The sequence below is a fragment of the Lentzea sp. NPDC060358 genome (assembly GCF_042725365.1).
Classification (GTDB): domain Bacteria; phylum Actinomycetota; class Actinomycetes; order Mycobacteriales; family Pseudonocardiaceae; genus Lentzea.
Map to the genome: position 1 here is coordinate 1 of NZ_JBHXCW010000204.1, position 14008 is coordinate 14008.

13 protein-coding genes are annotated in these 14008 nt (G+C 69.9%); 5 read left to right on the top strand and 8 right to left on the bottom strand.

Annotation, left to right across the window (positions count from 1 at the left end; translation table 11 throughout):
• A partial coding sequence (locus ACFWGZ_RS31650) for a TerC family protein (RefSeq protein WP_382455252.1) occupies positions 1-958 on the bottom strand: 958 nt, incomplete at its 3' end.
• A 358-nt stretch (positions 959-1316) separates the two neighbouring features.
• Between ACFWGZ_RS31650 and ACFWGZ_RS31655 the strand changes: the two genes are divergently transcribed.
• From ACFWGZ_RS31655 to ACFWGZ_RS31665, 3 genes are read left to right on the top strand one after another with little or no spacing between them, the layout of a single operon-like run.
• Complete coding sequence (locus tag ACFWGZ_RS31655) at positions 1317-4160, top strand: alpha/beta fold hydrolase (RefSeq protein ID WP_382455253.1); 2844 nt, start codon at positions 1317-1319, stop codon at positions 4158-4160.
• The gene (locus ACFWGZ_RS31660; RefSeq protein WP_382455254.1) at positions 4153-4452 is read left to right on the top strand and encodes a hypothetical protein; all 300 of its coding nucleotides are present in this window, start codon (positions 4153-4155) and stop codon (positions 4450-4452) included. The genes ACFWGZ_RS31655 and ACFWGZ_RS31660 overlap by 8 nt, the downstream gene beginning before the upstream one ends.
• The gene (locus ACFWGZ_RS31665; RefSeq protein WP_382455255.1) at positions 4449-5375 is read left to right on the top strand and encodes an ABC transporter permease; all 927 of its coding nucleotides are present in this window, start codon (positions 4449-4451) and stop codon (positions 5373-5375) included. Before ACFWGZ_RS31660 ends, ACFWGZ_RS31665 begins: the two co-directional genes overlap by 4 nt.
• Here ACFWGZ_RS31665 and ACFWGZ_RS31670 read toward each other — a convergent pair whose 3' ends face one another.
• The 5 genes from ACFWGZ_RS31670 to ACFWGZ_RS31690 form a co-directional block, all read right to left on the bottom strand.
• Positions 5376-5768, bottom strand: coding sequence for a VOC family protein (locus ACFWGZ_RS31670; RefSeq protein WP_382455256.1), 393 nt, complete (start codon positions 5766-5768; stop codon positions 5376-5378).
• Between the two features lie 74 nt (positions 5769-5842).
• On the bottom strand, positions 5843-6190 hold the full coding sequence (locus tag ACFWGZ_RS31675; protein ID WP_382455257.1) for an MmcQ/YjbR family DNA-binding protein: 348 nt from the start codon (positions 6188-6190) through the stop codon (positions 5843-5845).
• A gap of 7 nt (positions 6191-6197) precedes the next feature.
• Positions 6198-6629 carry a MarR family winged helix-turn-helix transcriptional regulator gene (locus ACFWGZ_RS31680; RefSeq protein ID WP_382455258.1) on the bottom strand — a complete coding sequence of 144 codons (432 nt, stop codon included), beginning with the start codon at positions 6627-6629 and terminating at the stop codon, positions 6198-6200.
• 1046 nt (positions 6630-7675) lie between these two features.
• Positions 7676-9838, bottom strand: a complete 2163-nt coding sequence (uvrB, locus tag ACFWGZ_RS31685; protein WP_382455259.1) for an excinuclease ABC subunit UvrB — start codon at positions 9836-9838, stop codon at positions 7676-7678.
• A 67-nt stretch (positions 9839-9905) separates the two neighbouring features.
• A complete protein-coding gene (locus ACFWGZ_RS31690) occupies positions 9906-11009 on the bottom strand; it encodes a DUF5685 family protein (RefSeq protein ID WP_382455260.1) in 1104 nt (367 codons plus the stop codon).
• 50 nt (positions 11010-11059) lie between these two features.
• On the opposite strand from ACFWGZ_RS31690, the gene ACFWGZ_RS31695 reads away from it, so the two are divergent.
• Both ACFWGZ_RS31695 and ACFWGZ_RS31700 read left to right on the top strand, forming a co-directional pair.
• Positions 11060-11569 carry a DUF402 domain-containing protein gene (locus tag ACFWGZ_RS31695; protein WP_382455261.1) on the top strand — a complete coding sequence of 170 codons (510 nt, stop codon included), beginning with the start codon at positions 11060-11062 and terminating at the stop codon, positions 11567-11569.
• 265 nt (positions 11570-11834) lie between these two features.
• Entirely contained in the window at positions 11835-12176 is a 342-nt protein-coding gene (locus ACFWGZ_RS31700) for a hypothetical protein (protein ID WP_382455262.1), read from the top strand.
• On the opposite strand, the gene coaE is transcribed toward ACFWGZ_RS31700, so the two are convergent.
• Both coaE and ACFWGZ_RS31710 read right to left on the bottom strand, forming a co-directional pair.
• On the bottom strand, positions 12152-13300 hold the full coding sequence (gene coaE, locus ACFWGZ_RS31705; protein WP_382455263.1) for a dephospho-CoA kinase: 1149 nt from the start codon (positions 13298-13300) through the stop codon (positions 12152-12154). The genes ACFWGZ_RS31700 and coaE overlap by 25 nt on opposite strands.
• A 10-nt stretch (positions 13301-13310) precedes the next feature.
• On the bottom strand, positions 13311-13925 hold the full coding sequence (locus ACFWGZ_RS31710; RefSeq protein ID WP_382455264.1) for a hypothetical protein: 615 nt from the start codon (positions 13923-13925) through the stop codon (positions 13311-13313).
• Positions 13926-14008: the final 83 nt, after the last annotated feature.

Here is a 14008-nt window from a genome sequence, read left to right on the forward strand (position 1 = left end):
GCTTCACCTTGAGCAGGCTCGCGACCGTCGTGATGGCCAGCACGCCGATGATGACCGACAGCGAGACCTCGATGCCGATGGTCGGCACGTGGAACGGCTCGCCGCCGTTGAGGAACGGCAGGTTGTTGGTGTGCAGCGCCTCCAGGATCAGCTTCACGCCGATGAAGCCGAGGATCACCGCCAGGCCGATGGAGAGGTAGACCAGCTTCTCCAGCAGGCCGCCGAGCAGGAAGTACAGCTGGCGCAGGCCCATCAGCGCGAACGCGTTGGCCGTGAACACCAGGAACGGCTCCTTGGTGAGGCCGAAGATCGCCGGGATCGAGTCGAGCGCGAAGAGCAGGTCGGTGGAGCCGATCGCGACCATCACGATGAACATCGGGGTCACGTAGCGCTTGCCGTCGATCTTGATGAACGACTTGGCGTCGTGGAAGTCGTTGGTCACCGGGAAGACCTTGCGCACCATGCGGAGCATCAGGTTCTCCTTGAACTCCTCCTCCTCGTCGTGGTTCTCCCTCGCCAGCTGCCAGCCGGTGTAGATGAGGAACGCGCCGAAGATGAAGAAGACCCAGCTGAACTGGCTGATGAGGGCCGCGCCGGCGGCGATGAAGATGCCGCGCATGACGAGTGCGATCAGGATGCCGATCAGCAGCACCTTGTGCTGGTGGATCGCCGGCACCTTGAACGTCGTCATGATGATCAAGAAGATGAACAGGTTGTCGACGCTCAGCGAGTACTCGGTGATGTACCCCGCGAAGAACTCCGTGGCGTACTGCCCGCCGGAGAAGTACCAGATGCCGAGACCGAAGAGAGCGGCCATCGCGACGTAGAAGACAACCCAGCGCGCGGCTTCACCGATCGTCACCTCATGGGGCTTTCGATCGACGATCACGAGGTCCACAGCGAGCAGAACGAGCAGACCACCGATCGTCGCGATCCACATCCATGCGGGGACGTTCACAACCCAACCTCCGGGATTCTCAGCGCACGCCAAATAAACCCGGAGGTCTCCTCCGCCGCCGAGATGATCCTCGAACGACCGACGGCACCGGGAGCTCCACGCCGAGCTCCGTACTGACGACACCGCCGCTTAGGGAGTACTCCCCTCCATGCTGCGTGGATGATTGTGCTCCACCATGCCCGGTTTGCGCCACACGGGGTGATCAGACGCACGCAACCTGGGACGACGGGAATACGCGCGCTGTCGTTCGGAACCCGGCCCACCCCCACCTGAAGCGCGGCTGAAGATCGACACATGCTGAGACCGCGACCGGGTCCCGGCACCTCGTTCTCAGCAAAACTCGCATATCGTCATCGCTGTGTCCCGCCTCTCCCGCCTTCGCGGCAGGTGGACGATCCCCGCGTTGATCGTGGTACTCGCCCTGGTCGCAGGTGGCGTGTACTTCACTCGATCCGGGGACGACCCCGCGCCCGTTTCCTTCAAAGAAGCGAACATCGACGCACCCGAGAGCCCTGACAGCGCTCAGACGGTGACGATCGAGACCCGCCTCTACCTCCCCCAGCAGACGCCCGCGCCCGCGATCATGCTCGCGCACGGCTTCGGCGGCAGTCTCCGCAGCGTGCACACGCAGGCCGAGGAGTTCGCCCGGCGCGGCTTCGTCGTGCTCACGTGGTCCGCGCGCGGTTTCGGCCGCAGCACCGGCCAGATCGCGCTGAACTCGATCGACCGCGAGGTCCGCGACGCGCAGAAGCTCCTCGACTTCCTCGGCACGCGGGACGAGGTGCAGAAGGACAGCGGCGGCGACCCCCGCGTGGGCGTGACCGGCGCGTCGTACGGCGGCGCGCTGTCGCTGCTGCTCGCCGGTGTCGACAAGCGCGTCGACACGCTCGTCCCCGTCATCACCTACAACGACCTCGCGCAGGCGCTGCTGCCGAACTCGGCCCTCGCGACCCCGCGGTCGGACGGCACGCCGTCGGCCACGGCGTTCGGCGAGGACGGCGTCTTCAAGCGGTCGTGGGCGGGCATCTTCTTCTCCGCGGGCATGACGTCGATCGACCTGTCGTCGCCCACCGGTGACGCGCCCGAGCAGGGCCAGCGGGAGACGAGCCAGAACTCCGTGCAGGCCCCGCAGCAGCCGGGTGGCAACTCGGGTGCGCAGGGCATGCAGCCGCCGACGCCGTCCCTCGGCGCGTGCGGCCGCTTCACGCCCGAGGTGTGCGCCGCCTACACGGAGGTCGCCACGACGGGTCGTGCCTCGCAGCAGACGCTCGACCTGCTGCGCAGGTCGTCCCCGGTCGCGGTGACCGACCAGATCAAGCAGCCGACGATGCTCGTGCAGGGCGAGGCGGACACGCTGTTCGGCCTCGACCAGTCCGACGCGACCGCGCGCCAGATCTCCGCGGCCGGCGGCCCGGTGAAGATGGTCTGGTACGCCGGCGGCCACGACGGCGGCAACCCCGGCGCCGCGCTGCGCGGTGAGATCGCCGACTGGATGGCGTTCCACCTGCAGGGCAAGGGAACCGACCCCGGCACCGGCTTCGAGTACACGGTGCAGGGCGCGTTCCGCTCCAGCGGCCAGCCCTCGCTGCGCACCGTCGTCGCACCGGCCTACCCCGGTCTGGCGGGCGGCTCGCCCACCGAGCGCAAGACGCTGAAGCTGAGCGGCCGCGAGCAGGTCGCGGTGAACCCGGCGGGCGGCAACCCGGCGGCGATCAGCAACCTGCCGGGCCTGGGGTCGGCCCTGTCGCGCTCGTCCGCGATCTCGTCGCGGCTCTCGCTCGACATGCCCGGCCAGGCCGCGGTGTTCACCTCGGAGGAGCTGACCTCGCAGGTGCTGCTGACCGGGTCGTCGACGGTCAAGCTGAAGGTCGCCCGCGGTGACCAGAGCTCGGGCGAGGCGATCCTGTTCGCGAAGCTCTACGACGTCTCCAAGGACGGCACCCGCACGCTGCCGGGCTCGATCGTCGCCCCGTTCCGCGTGGCGCTGCCGCCGGACGGCTCGGCGGCCGAGGTGACGGTGACGCTGCCCGGCGCGGTGCGCCCGGTCGAGGCGGAGCACAAGCTGGCGCTGGTCGTGTCGACGACGGACCAGGCGTTCGCGAACGCCGAGCAGCCCGCCGCGTACCGCATCTCGCTGGCCTCCGACGAGCTGTCGGTGCCGGTGGTGCCCGGCCGCAACGTGACCGAGGGCTTCCCGGCGGGTGCCCTGTGGGGCATCGTCGTCGCGCTGCTGGTGCTGATCGGCGCGGGCGTCATCGCGCTGTTCCGCCGCCGCATGGCGCACGACTCGGACCCGGACCTCGCGGGCGTGCCGCTCGTCATCTCGAACCTGACGAAGTCCTACCCCGGCGGTCTGACCGCGGTGAAGGACCTGTCGTTCCGCGTGGAGCACGGGATGGTGCTCGGCCTGCTCGGCCCCAACGGCGCCGGCAAGACCACCACGCTGCGCATGGTGATGGGCCTGATCCACCCGTCCGAGGGCCACATCCGGGTCTTCGGCCACAAGGTGACGCCGGGCGCGCCGGTGCTGTCGCGCATCGGGTCGTTCGTCGAGGGTTCCGGTTTCCTGCCGCACCTCTCCGGCGCCGCGAACCTCAAGCTCTACTGGGCGGCGACCGGCCGTCCGCCGGAGGAGGCGCACGTCGAGGAGGCGCTGGAGATCGCCGGTCTCGGTGACGCCGTGCACCGCCGCGTGCGCACCTACAGCCAGGGCATGCGCCAGCGGCTCGCGATCGCCCAGGCGATGCTGGGGCTGCCGGACCTGCTGATCCTGGACGAGCCGGCCAACGGTCTCGACCCGCCCCAGATCCACCAGATGCGCGAGGTCCTGCGCCGCTACGCGGCGGCCGGCCGCACGGTGCTGGTGTCGTCGCACCTGCTGGCCGAGGTCGAGCAGACCTGTTCGCACGTGGTCGTGATGCACAAGGGCCAGCTCGTCGCAGCGGGCGAGGTGGGCGACATCGCGGCAGGCGGTGGCGAGGCGACGTTCCGCGTCGACTCCCCGTCGAAGGCGGCCGACGTCCTGCGGGGCCTCGAAGGCGTGCAGGACGTGCACGAGGACGAGGACGCCGTGCACGCGTCGATGAACGGCGTCCCGCGCGCCGCCGCGCTCTCCGCCCTGGTGGCGGCGGGCGTGGCGGTGGACCAGGCGGGTCCGCGCCGCAGGCTGGAAGACGCGTTCCTGGAGCTGGTCGGTGAATGACTTCCTGATGGCAGCGGCGTCCGCCACGGCGGACGCCCCGGACCCGGCGGCACTCGAGGCGCTGGACGACGCGGGCCTGGGCGAGGCAGCCCACGCCCGAGCAGAGGTACCCCCGGCGAGCGAGCGCACGTCGCCCGCGCGCGAAGGGGGACCCCTTGCATCAATTATCCCAGCCGGCACCGACAATTTCGGGCCCGAGCAGCCGTCCGCGGCCGTTCCGCCCGTGGTGAAAACCGTGCTGACGGCCAACCCGAACCGCACCAAGGCACCACGGCAGGAGGTGGACCGGTGAACGAGCACGACGTCCACACCGACCCCGGCGCGATCACCGAACTCACGGACGCGGCGGCGAGCCGGCACACCGAGGTGGCGCCCGACGGGTCCGCGGTCGGCTACAAGGCGCGCCGCACGCTCCCGATCCGCGTCGAGCTGCAACGGCAGATCCGCAGGCGCAGGACCCAGCTCGTGCTGGCCTTCCTGGTGCTGCTGCCGTTCATCCTCGCGCTGAGCTTCGAGATCGGCCAGTCCGACCCGAACCGCCGCTCCGGCGGCTTCGTGGACCTCGCGACGGCGAGCGGCATCAACTTCGTGGTGCTGACGCTGTTCGTGAGCGGCAGCTTCCTGCTGCCGATGATCGTGGCGCTGTTCTTCGGCGACACGATCGCGTCCGAGGCGTCCTGGTCGAGCCTCAAGTACCTGCTGGCGGCACCGATCCCACGGCACCGCCTGCTGCGGCAGAAGGCGATCGCGTCGGGCATCCTCAGCTTCGTCGCCCTCGCCCTGCTCCCCGCGGTGGCGCTGGGCGTGGGCGTGGCCTGGTACGGCGCGGGCGAGGTCGTGAGCCCGACCGGCGAGGCGGCCCCGTTCGGCGACGGCGTGCTCGGCATGGCGCTCGCCGTCTGCTACATCGCCATCAACCTGTTCTGGGTGGCGGGCCTCGCGCTGTTCCTGTCCGTGACCACCGACGCGCCCCTCGGCGCGGTCGGCGGCACGGTGCTGGTGTCGATCGTGTCGCAGATCCTCGACCAGATCGAGCCGCTCGGGGACCTGCGCAACTACCTGCCGACCCACTACTCGATGGCGTGGGCCGACCTCCTGTCGACCGACATCGACTGGTCGGAGATGACCCGCGGGACGTTCTCCGCGCTCGTCTACGGCGGCATCTTCACGCTGCTCGCCGCCCGCCAGTTCAAGACGAAGGACATCACCAGCTAGCTACTGCACGCAGAACTCGTTGCCCTCGGGGTCGAGCATCACGACCCAGTGGCCCTTGGCGTCCTCGAACTCCCGGACCTTGGTCGCCCCGAGGCCGACGAGCCGGTCAACCGCCTCCAGCCCGGCGTTCACGTCGAGGTGGAGGCGGTTTTTCGCGGTCTTGCCCTCCGGCACGCGCTGGAAGAAGAACCGAGGCCCCTTCCCCTCGGGGTCGATGATCGCCGAGTAGTCGTTGATCGACTCGAAGGGGGTGCCGTTCTTGACCGCGAAGTCCTCCCACGAGTCGAAGCCGGGAGGCGGCGGCTGCACCACGTACCCGAGCGCCTGAGCCCAGAACTCCGCCAGCTTGCCGGGGTCCGCCGCGTCCATCGTGACCTGGATTCCGATTGCCATGGGCCCACCGTAAGGACCAATGCGGACAACCACTGTCCGGAGTAGCGCGCCGCGCTTGGTCGGCCTGCAGACTCCTAGACGGGCCGCCGCCGCTTGGGCAACCGCGCCACGACGGCCTCGTACGAGGAGTCGACGAGCTCCAGCAGGTCGTCGTCCGGCACGGAACCCTTGAGGGACACCGTGTTCCACCCGTACCGCCCGACGTACCCGCTGATCGTCACGTCACCGGGAAAGCGTTCCCGCCAGGGCGCGGCGGCCTCGGCGTCGGCCCCGCACTTGAGCCCGACGGTGTGCACGTCGAGCCCGATGAAGGCGAACGCCTTGCCGCCCACCTTGCACACCAGCTCGGCATCGCCCCACGGATACGTCTCCTCCGCACCGGGTTTGCCGGCGCAGTAGGCGATCAACTCGTCCAGTGTCACAAGAGGTTTATCGCCCGCCGAACACCGACACGAAGCGGGCGAGCAACCCGGCGAACACGACCCGCTCCTCCTCCGTCCAATCGGCCATGGCGTTGGCACAGGCGGCCTGCCGCGCCCGGTGCAGCTCGGCCGAGGTGGCCCGCCCCCGAGGAGTGCGCACGAGCAGCACCCGTCGCCCGTCCGCCTTGTCCGCGACCCGCGACACGAGCCCGGCGTCCACGGCACTGGTGACGAGCTTGCTGGCCCGGGGCTGGTCGACGTGCAGCGCGGAGGCCACGCTGGAGACAGTCGCCTGCGCCCCGGCGCGCTCGGCACTCTCGACGACGTCCAGCACGTCGAACGCCGGTACGGCGAGCTCGGCAAGCGCTCGACGTGACTGACTGCGCCGCATAGCGATCAGCGCCTGCTCCACCGCGGCGAGGTGGGAGTCCACATCCACCGTGCGATCATGGCCAACTTGCGCCGTGACGAAAGGTGTCAGCCAACATCTCACCCCAGAGGGGGATTTACGAGCGGCAAAACATGGGCGTAGGGGCGAAAACGCTACTCAGTGCACACGCCCAACTCACCGTAAGCGACAGACAAAACGAGACATGACACAAAGGACACACGCAGAGCAACACCATCGGAGCCGAGAGCGAGTGCCGGCGAGGGCTCCGAGGGTCGCGTCGAGTGACAGTTGTGGACTGGACGGTGGTGGGTGCTGGCTGGCTGCGCCGGGGGTGGACGTACCCGCGATTGCCGGGTTGGCGGCGGTCGGCCGCGCTGGTGAACGGCTGGCGCAGGGAGCCGGGCCGGTGCCGAACGCCGGGGCGTGGCACCAAGGTGGCGCGTCGAGCGCGGCAGGTGTGGACAGCCGCGGACGCGGCTAACCGCACCCAGGATGGACGGACCCGCAGTAGCCGGGTTGCAGCGAACGGCCGCGCCGGCGAACGACTGGCGCAGGGAGCCGGGGGCGGGTGCCGAACGCCGCAGCGTGGCACCGAGGTGGCGCGTCGAGCGCAAAAGGTGTGGGCCGGACAGCAACGGCCGAGGCTGACCACTCCGGATGGACGGACCCATGGTCGTCAGGTGCAGCTGTCAGCCGAGCCGACGAATCGCCGACGCGCGGAGCCGGGGCGAGTACCGAACACTGCGGTGCGGCTCCTAGATGGTGCGTCGAGCACGACAGGTGTGGATGGCGGCGGGCGCGGCTGACCGCGTCGGGGTGGACGGACCCGCGGGTGGTGATCACGGCGGTTGGCCCGCGCTGGCGCGTGGAGCCCGGGGCGCGTGCCGAACGCTGCGACCTAGCCACGACGTGAGCGGGTGGGCTGGGCTTGCCGGGCTCCTTGGGCCCGGCAAGCGCGCCGAAGGCGGTGTGTCGGGCGCGGCTCCCCGGTGTCGGGCGGCGGCTCCCCGGTGTCGGGCGCCCGGTGTCGGGCGCGACGCGCCGATGTTGTGCCGGGGACCGGGGCCCCGGCACGACCATCACCTAGCGGCGCGCTACTTCACGCCGGCGGCGTCCATCCCGCGGAGTTCCTTCTTCAGGTCCTGGACCTCGTCCCGCAGCCGCGCCGCCAACTCGAACTGCAGGTCCCGGGCGGCGTTCATCATCTGGTCGGTCAGCGACTGCACCAGGTCCGCGAGCTCCGACCGGGCCATCCCGGCGCGCTCGGCGGAGGCGACCACCCCGGACGAACGGCCGCCCTCGCCGGTGGCGCGCTTGCCGCGCGACTGGTTGCGGCCCGATCCGCCTACCGGGACCTCGTCCTCGGCCTCGGAGTAGACGGCCTCGAGGATGTCGGTGATCTTCTTGCGCAGCGGCTGGGGGTCGATGCCGCGCTCGGCGTTGTACGCCATCTGCTTCTCGCGGCGGCGGTTGGTCTCCTCGATGGCGTGGCGCATCGAGTCGGTGACCTTGTCCGCGTACATGTGGACCTCGCCGGACACGTTGCGGGCGGCGCGGCCGATCGTCTGGACCAGGGACGTGCCGGAGCGCAGGAAGCCCTCCTTGTCGGCGTCGAGGATCGCCACCAGCGACACCTCGGGGAGGTCGAGGCCCTCGCGGAGCAGGTTGATGCCGATCAGGACGTCGAACTCGCCGAGGCGGAGCTGGCGGAGCAGTTCGACTCGGCGGAGCGTGTCGACCTCGGAGTGCAGGTAGCGGACCCGGATGCCCAGCTCCAGCAGGTAGTCGGTGAGGTCCTCGGCCATCTTCTTGGTGAGCGTGGTGACCAGGACGCGCTCGTCGCGCTCGGCCCGTTCGCGGATCGAGTGGACCAGGTCGTCGATCTGGCCCTCGGTCGGCTTCACGACCACCTCGGGGTCGATCAGGCCGGTGGGGCGGATGACCTGCTCGACGAACTCGCCGCCGGCCTGGCCCATCTCGTACGGGCCGGGCGTGGCGGACAGGTACACGACCTGGCCGATGCGGTCGGCGAACTCCTCCCACGTGAGCGGGCGGTTGTCCAGGGCGGACGGGAGGCGGAAGCCGTGCTCCACCAGGTTGCGCTTGCGGGACGCGTCGCCCTCGTACATGCCGCCGATCTGCGGGACCGTCACGTGCGACTCGTCGATCACCATCAGGAAGTCGTCCGGGAAGTAGTCGAGCAGCGTGGCGGGGGCGGTGCCGGCGCCGCGGCCGTCGATGTGGCGCGAGTAGTTCTCGATGCCGTTGCAGAAGCCGACCTGGCGCATCATCTCGATGTCGTAGGACGTGCGCATGCGCAGCCGCTGGGCCTCGAGCAGCTTGCCCTGGCGCTCCATCTGGGCGAGCGTCGTCTCGAGCTCGGCCTCGATGTCGCGGATCGCGCGCTCCATGCGCTCCGGGCCCGCCACGTAGTGCGTGGCCGGGAAGATGCGGAGGTCCTTCACCTCGCGCACCACGTCGCCCGTCAGCGGGTGGAGGTAGTAGAGCTTGTCGATCTCGTCGCCGAAGAACTCGACGCGGATCGCGAGCTCCTCGTAGGACGGGATGATCTCGACCGTGTCGCCGCGCACGCGGAACGAGCCGCGGGTGAACGACATGTCGTTGCGGGTGTACTGGACGTCGACCAGCAGCCGCAGGAACGCGTCGCGGTCGACCTCCACACCTGTCTCCAGCGGGATGGAGCGGTCGAGGTAGGACTGCGGCGTGCCCAGGCCGTAGATGCACGAGACCGAGGCGACCACGATGACGTCGCGCCGGGTCAGCAGCGACATGGTGGCCGAGTGGCGCAGGCGCTCCACGTCCTCGTTGATCGAGGAGTCCTTCTCGATGTAGGTGTCCGTCTGCGGGATGTACGCCTCGGGCTGGTAGTAGTCGTAGTAGCTGACGAAGTACTCGACCGCGTTGTGCGGGAAGAGCTCCCTCAGCTCGTTCGCGAGCTGCGCGGCCAGCGTCTTGTTCGGCGCCATGACGAGTGTGGGGCGCTGCAGCTTCTCGACCAGCCACGCCGTGGTGGCCGACTTGCCCGTACCGGTGGCGCCCAGCAGCACGACGTCGCGCTCGCCCGAGCGCACCCGGCGTTCCAGCTCCGCGATGGCCGCCGGCTGGTCGCCCGCCGGCTGGTACTCGCTGACGACGCTGAACTGCCCGTCGGTGCGCACGATGTCGCCGACGGGACGGTGCTCGGAGTGCGCCTTGACGGTGCTCTCCTCTGACGGGAGTTCGGTTGCGAAAGCCACGGGGAAGACGTTACGCCGGGGGTCTGACAATTTCAGATCGTGCCTGGTCAGGCCCCCGGAGACAGCCCTAGTCGCACGGGCAGCAGCAACAGTCGCAGTCGTTGCAGTCGCAGTTCGGGCCGCAGTCGCCGTCGCACCCGTCGCGCCGCTTGTCACTCCACGGGCCGGGGAACGGGTCGCGGCAGCAGAACTGGCAGGTGCCGCACTCGTACAGGAAGGCGCCGCACCCGGCGAAGCACCCGCGCGGCTGCGGCTGCCGGTTGAGCCTCGGGTACGCCCACAGGCCGCTGCCCGGATCCGACCACGTGGGCTTGTGGGGGTCGCGGTGCTTGCGGCGGCCGAAGGCCCGGACCACCGACTCCTCCAGCTCGTGCACCAGCAGCTTGTGCACGAGCCGCGAGTCGGTGAACTCGACGTCCCCCAGCGCGAGCCTGATGCCGGTCAGGGCGTCCAGGCACAGCCGGTGGGCCTCCTCGACCGACGTCCCGGTGGCCAGCAGCGGGTTCCAGGCCCCCGCCGCACGGTCCTCCTCCAGGTCCTCCACGGCGTCGATCAGGTGCGCCACCCGCCCGAACAGCCGCCCGACCTCGCGCAACGGCTCCGCGTTGCCGGGCCGGCCCGCGAGAAGGGCCGTCTGCGCCACCGCGAACCCCGTCGCGGTCTCCGTCGGTTCCGTCACCACCAGCACCGAGCTGCCGAGGCCCGCCGCAGCCTCGACGAGGGGCTGCCGGCGCACCGAGTCGACCATCACCGACGCGTCGAACCCCAGGTCGGAGGCGGTGCCGAGGCCCTTGGAGGCCCAGCGCTGCGCCACCTTGCGCCCCGCCCAGCCCATCCGCCCGGCGAGTCCGTCGCCGTCGTCCACGTGGTCGTGGATCTTCAACGACGCCAGCACCAGCGACACCGACGCCGCCAGCCGCGCCCCGGACCCGATGGCCACGTCCGCGGACTTCATGCCGCGCAACGCGCACGGGCCCGCCGTGCGCCGCGAGACCTCGGACTGCGCCTCCACGGCCGCCGAGATCATCAGCCCGTCGTAGTTGGTGACCAGGCGCGAGAGGTGCCCGTGCTCGTCGCGCAGCGACAGGCACATCCCGCAGAGGTGGGCGAGCCACGCGGACCGCAGCTCAGCGCCCATCCTGTTGCGGCAGGGGCGGATGATCCCGAACATGCGCGGAATCCTAAGTGGCCGGACGCCTCCGCGATGGCAGTATCGCGGACGTGGCACACATCCATCCGCCGAAGATCGAGTACTTCGACCTGGACGCCAAGAGCAACACCGATCCCAAGGGACTGCTGCGCAGCGTCGACGAGTACCGGCTCACCCCGACTGGCCTCTACATGTTCCGCCCGCTCGCGGGACATCCGAAGATCAGCCACTTCGAGAGCTGGTTCCTGCCGAAGCTCAACCTGCGGGTGACGCGCCAGTCGTGGCACCGCGGCCACGAGCTCGACTTCGACTTCTACGTCGACGTCGTGGAGATCAACGCGATCGGCAGCGTCTGGAAGACGACGGACCTCTACCTCGACCTGCTCGTCCGGACGGGTCGCAGCGTGACGGTTCTCGACACCGACGAGTTGATCGCCGCGGTGCAGCAGGAACTGCTTTCGCCGGAGCGCGCGCAATGGGCGTTGGAATCCACCTACTCGGCGGTGTCCGGAATTTCAGCGCACGGTCACGATGTGGTGCGCTGGCTCGCCTATTCGGGTTGCCCCACGACCTGGCGTTGATACACGGAGTGTAGTCGTCACCTGAACGTGACGTAACAAATCAGTCCAGCGTGTTACTCGGAGCGTTTGTGTGACTACCCTCGGCGCGGTGGGAGCGGTCACTACACCTCAGCTGGTCGATGTCGTCGACACCTGGTCCGGTGTCCGCGTGTATTCGTCCGGCGGAACACAGACACTCGATTCGTGTGATGTCGAGCGCTGGGGCCTGCGAATCGAGCAACCCACCCCGGAAGATCCTTTCTCCGACGCCGAGGTCACCTGGCTGATGCCGGACCTGGGGCTGCGCCTCACGACCTACCGCGGCCGCTCACGCCACTCCCGCAGCGGCCCGAGCATCCTGTCCGCGGTGCGGGTGGAGTGCGACAACCGCCACTGGCGCACCACGGACCTGTTGCTGGGCCTGGCGATCCCCGGCGGCTCGACGCCCCGCATCGTGCGCACCGAGGAGTTCGCCGCGGCCGTCGCGGGCCGCGTGCTGCGCCCCGGTGACGCCGACCAGGCGCTGCGCACCGTCCACCGCGCCCTCGAAGAGCTGAGCAACGTCAACCACAACCTGACCTCGTGGCTGACCTGGCACGGCATCTACGACGCCTGGCCGCCCCTGTAGGCCTCGACACGCGCTGCGGCCGCCACCATCCACGGCTCCTTCGCCTCGCTGTAGGCGAACCCGTCGGTCTCGGCCGCGAACCGCCCGGCCAGCTCCAGCTTGAGCGCCGCGTACTCGTCGCGCGCCGCGGTGTCGTGCCGCAGCCAGTCGCGGAAGTCGACCGCCCACCGCCAGTTCGCGGCGCCCTCGACGCGCAGGTGCAGGTGCACCCGCCGGCCGGGATCCGCGCCGGCGTGCAGCCTCTTGTCCCACTCCCCCTCGCCGCGCGGCGTGTCCACGAGCGGCCCCGCGTACGGGAAACCGGCCTGCCCCAACGCCTCCCGCAGCGAGTCGGCGGCGGTCATGTCCTCCACGGCGAGCTGGAAGTCGAGCACGTCCTTGGCCGCGAGTCCCGGCACCGACGTCGACCCGATGTGCTCCACGTGCCGCCCACCGGCGGCCAGGCTGATCCGCCGGGCGATCCGCTGCGCCTGAGCGGGCCAGGTCTCGTCATAGGGCACGACGACAGGTGCCCCGGAGGCGTAGGTCTGCGTCCGCACGTTCTTCTCGAAGGCCACGAGCCGGTCCCACAGCGCCGTGACGTCCGGGATCTCGCCGCCGTTGTCGAGCCACACGTCCGCGACGGCCCGCCGCTGCTCTTCGGTGGCCTGCGCGGCGATCCGGTTCTCGGCGTCGCGCCGGTCCATCCCCCGGCTGCCGACCAGGCGTTCCAACCGGGTGCCGGCGTCCGCGTGCACCACGACCACCAGGTGGTAGAACGCCGCCATGTCCCGTTCCACCAGCAGCGGGATGTCGTGCACGACGACCGCGTCCTGCGGCGCCTCGGCCATCCGCTGCCCGGTGAGCGCGCCAATGCGGGGGTGCGTGATCCCGTTGAGCATCTGCCGGGCTTCCTCGCTCGCGAACGCCTTGGCGGCCAGCGCCGCCCGGTCCAGCGTGCCGTCCGCGTTCAGGACGTCGCCCCCGAAGGCCTGCACGACCTCGGCGAGCCCCTCGGTGCCGGGCTCCAGCACCTCGCGCGCGAGCTTGTCGGCGTCGACGAGCACGGCACCGCGCTCCACCAGGAGCTTCGCGACAGTCGACTTCCCGGACCCGATCCCGCCGGTCAACCCCACCCTGAGCATGCAGGCCAGGTTAGACGGGCGGCGTCATCGCCTGCTGGGCGAGTGCGGGCAGGACCGCGGCGAGCCGGTCGGCGGGCACGAAGTTGTTGCGGTTGCGGACGACGAAGGTCGACTTGCCGAGCGCGCCGATCAGCAGCTGCTCGTCCTTGCCCTCGATCATCGTCCCCTTCTGCTTGCCGACGTCGACCTCGGTGATCTTCGCCCCCTCGGCGCGCTCGGCTTCGACGCTCTCGGCGAGACGGGTCTTGGCCGTGGTGTCGTCGACGTAGGTCGACAACCCGATGACGATCTTCGCCTCGGTCAGGCCCCTCTTCTCGGGGATGCCGTAGTAGCAGTCGACCTTGCCGGTCTTGCCGATCCCGGGTTCCTTGATGCCGATGATGATCCGGGGCTCACCGGGCATCTCCTGCCCGAGGGTCGCGTTCATGACGTCGGCCGACACGACGAGCTCGCAGTCGTCGGGCAACGGCCGGTCCACCATCAGCGGAACCCGCGACGGGGTCGTGGGCGGGGTGATCTTCGGAATCTGCGGCGGCGGCGCCAGTGTCTGCGGACCCGCGTCCGCACAGCCGCAGACCGACAACGCGACCGCGCCGAGCGCCACGAAGATCCTGTTCCCACGCATAGGTTTGTCAACCTACACAACGAGGTTCGGCCTCCACCACAGAGTGAAGGGGTGAGCGGCGGGCGTGTCCCCGGTGGTGCGGG

Coding starts and splice junctions, on each gene's coding strand:
- ACFWGZ_RS31670 (WP_382455256.1), bottom strand. CDS start 5,768: ATGGCAATCGGAATCCAGGTCACGATGGACGCGGCGGACCCCGGCAAG.
- ACFWGZ_RS31690 (WP_382455260.1), bottom strand. CDS start 11,009: ATGTTCGGGATCATCCGCCCCTGCCGCAACAGGATGGGCGCTGAGCTG.
- ACFWGZ_RS31700 (WP_382455262.1), top strand. CDS start 11,835: ATGCCGGACCTGGGGCTGCGCCTCACGACCTACCGCGGCCGCTCACGC.
- coaE (WP_382455263.1), bottom strand. CDS start 13,300: ATGCTCAGGGTGGGGTTGACCGGCGGGATCGGGTCCGGGAAGTCGACT.
- ACFWGZ_RS31710 (WP_382455264.1), bottom strand. CDS start 13,925: ATGCGTGGGAACAGGATCTTCGTGGCGCTCGGCGCGGTCGCGTTGTCG.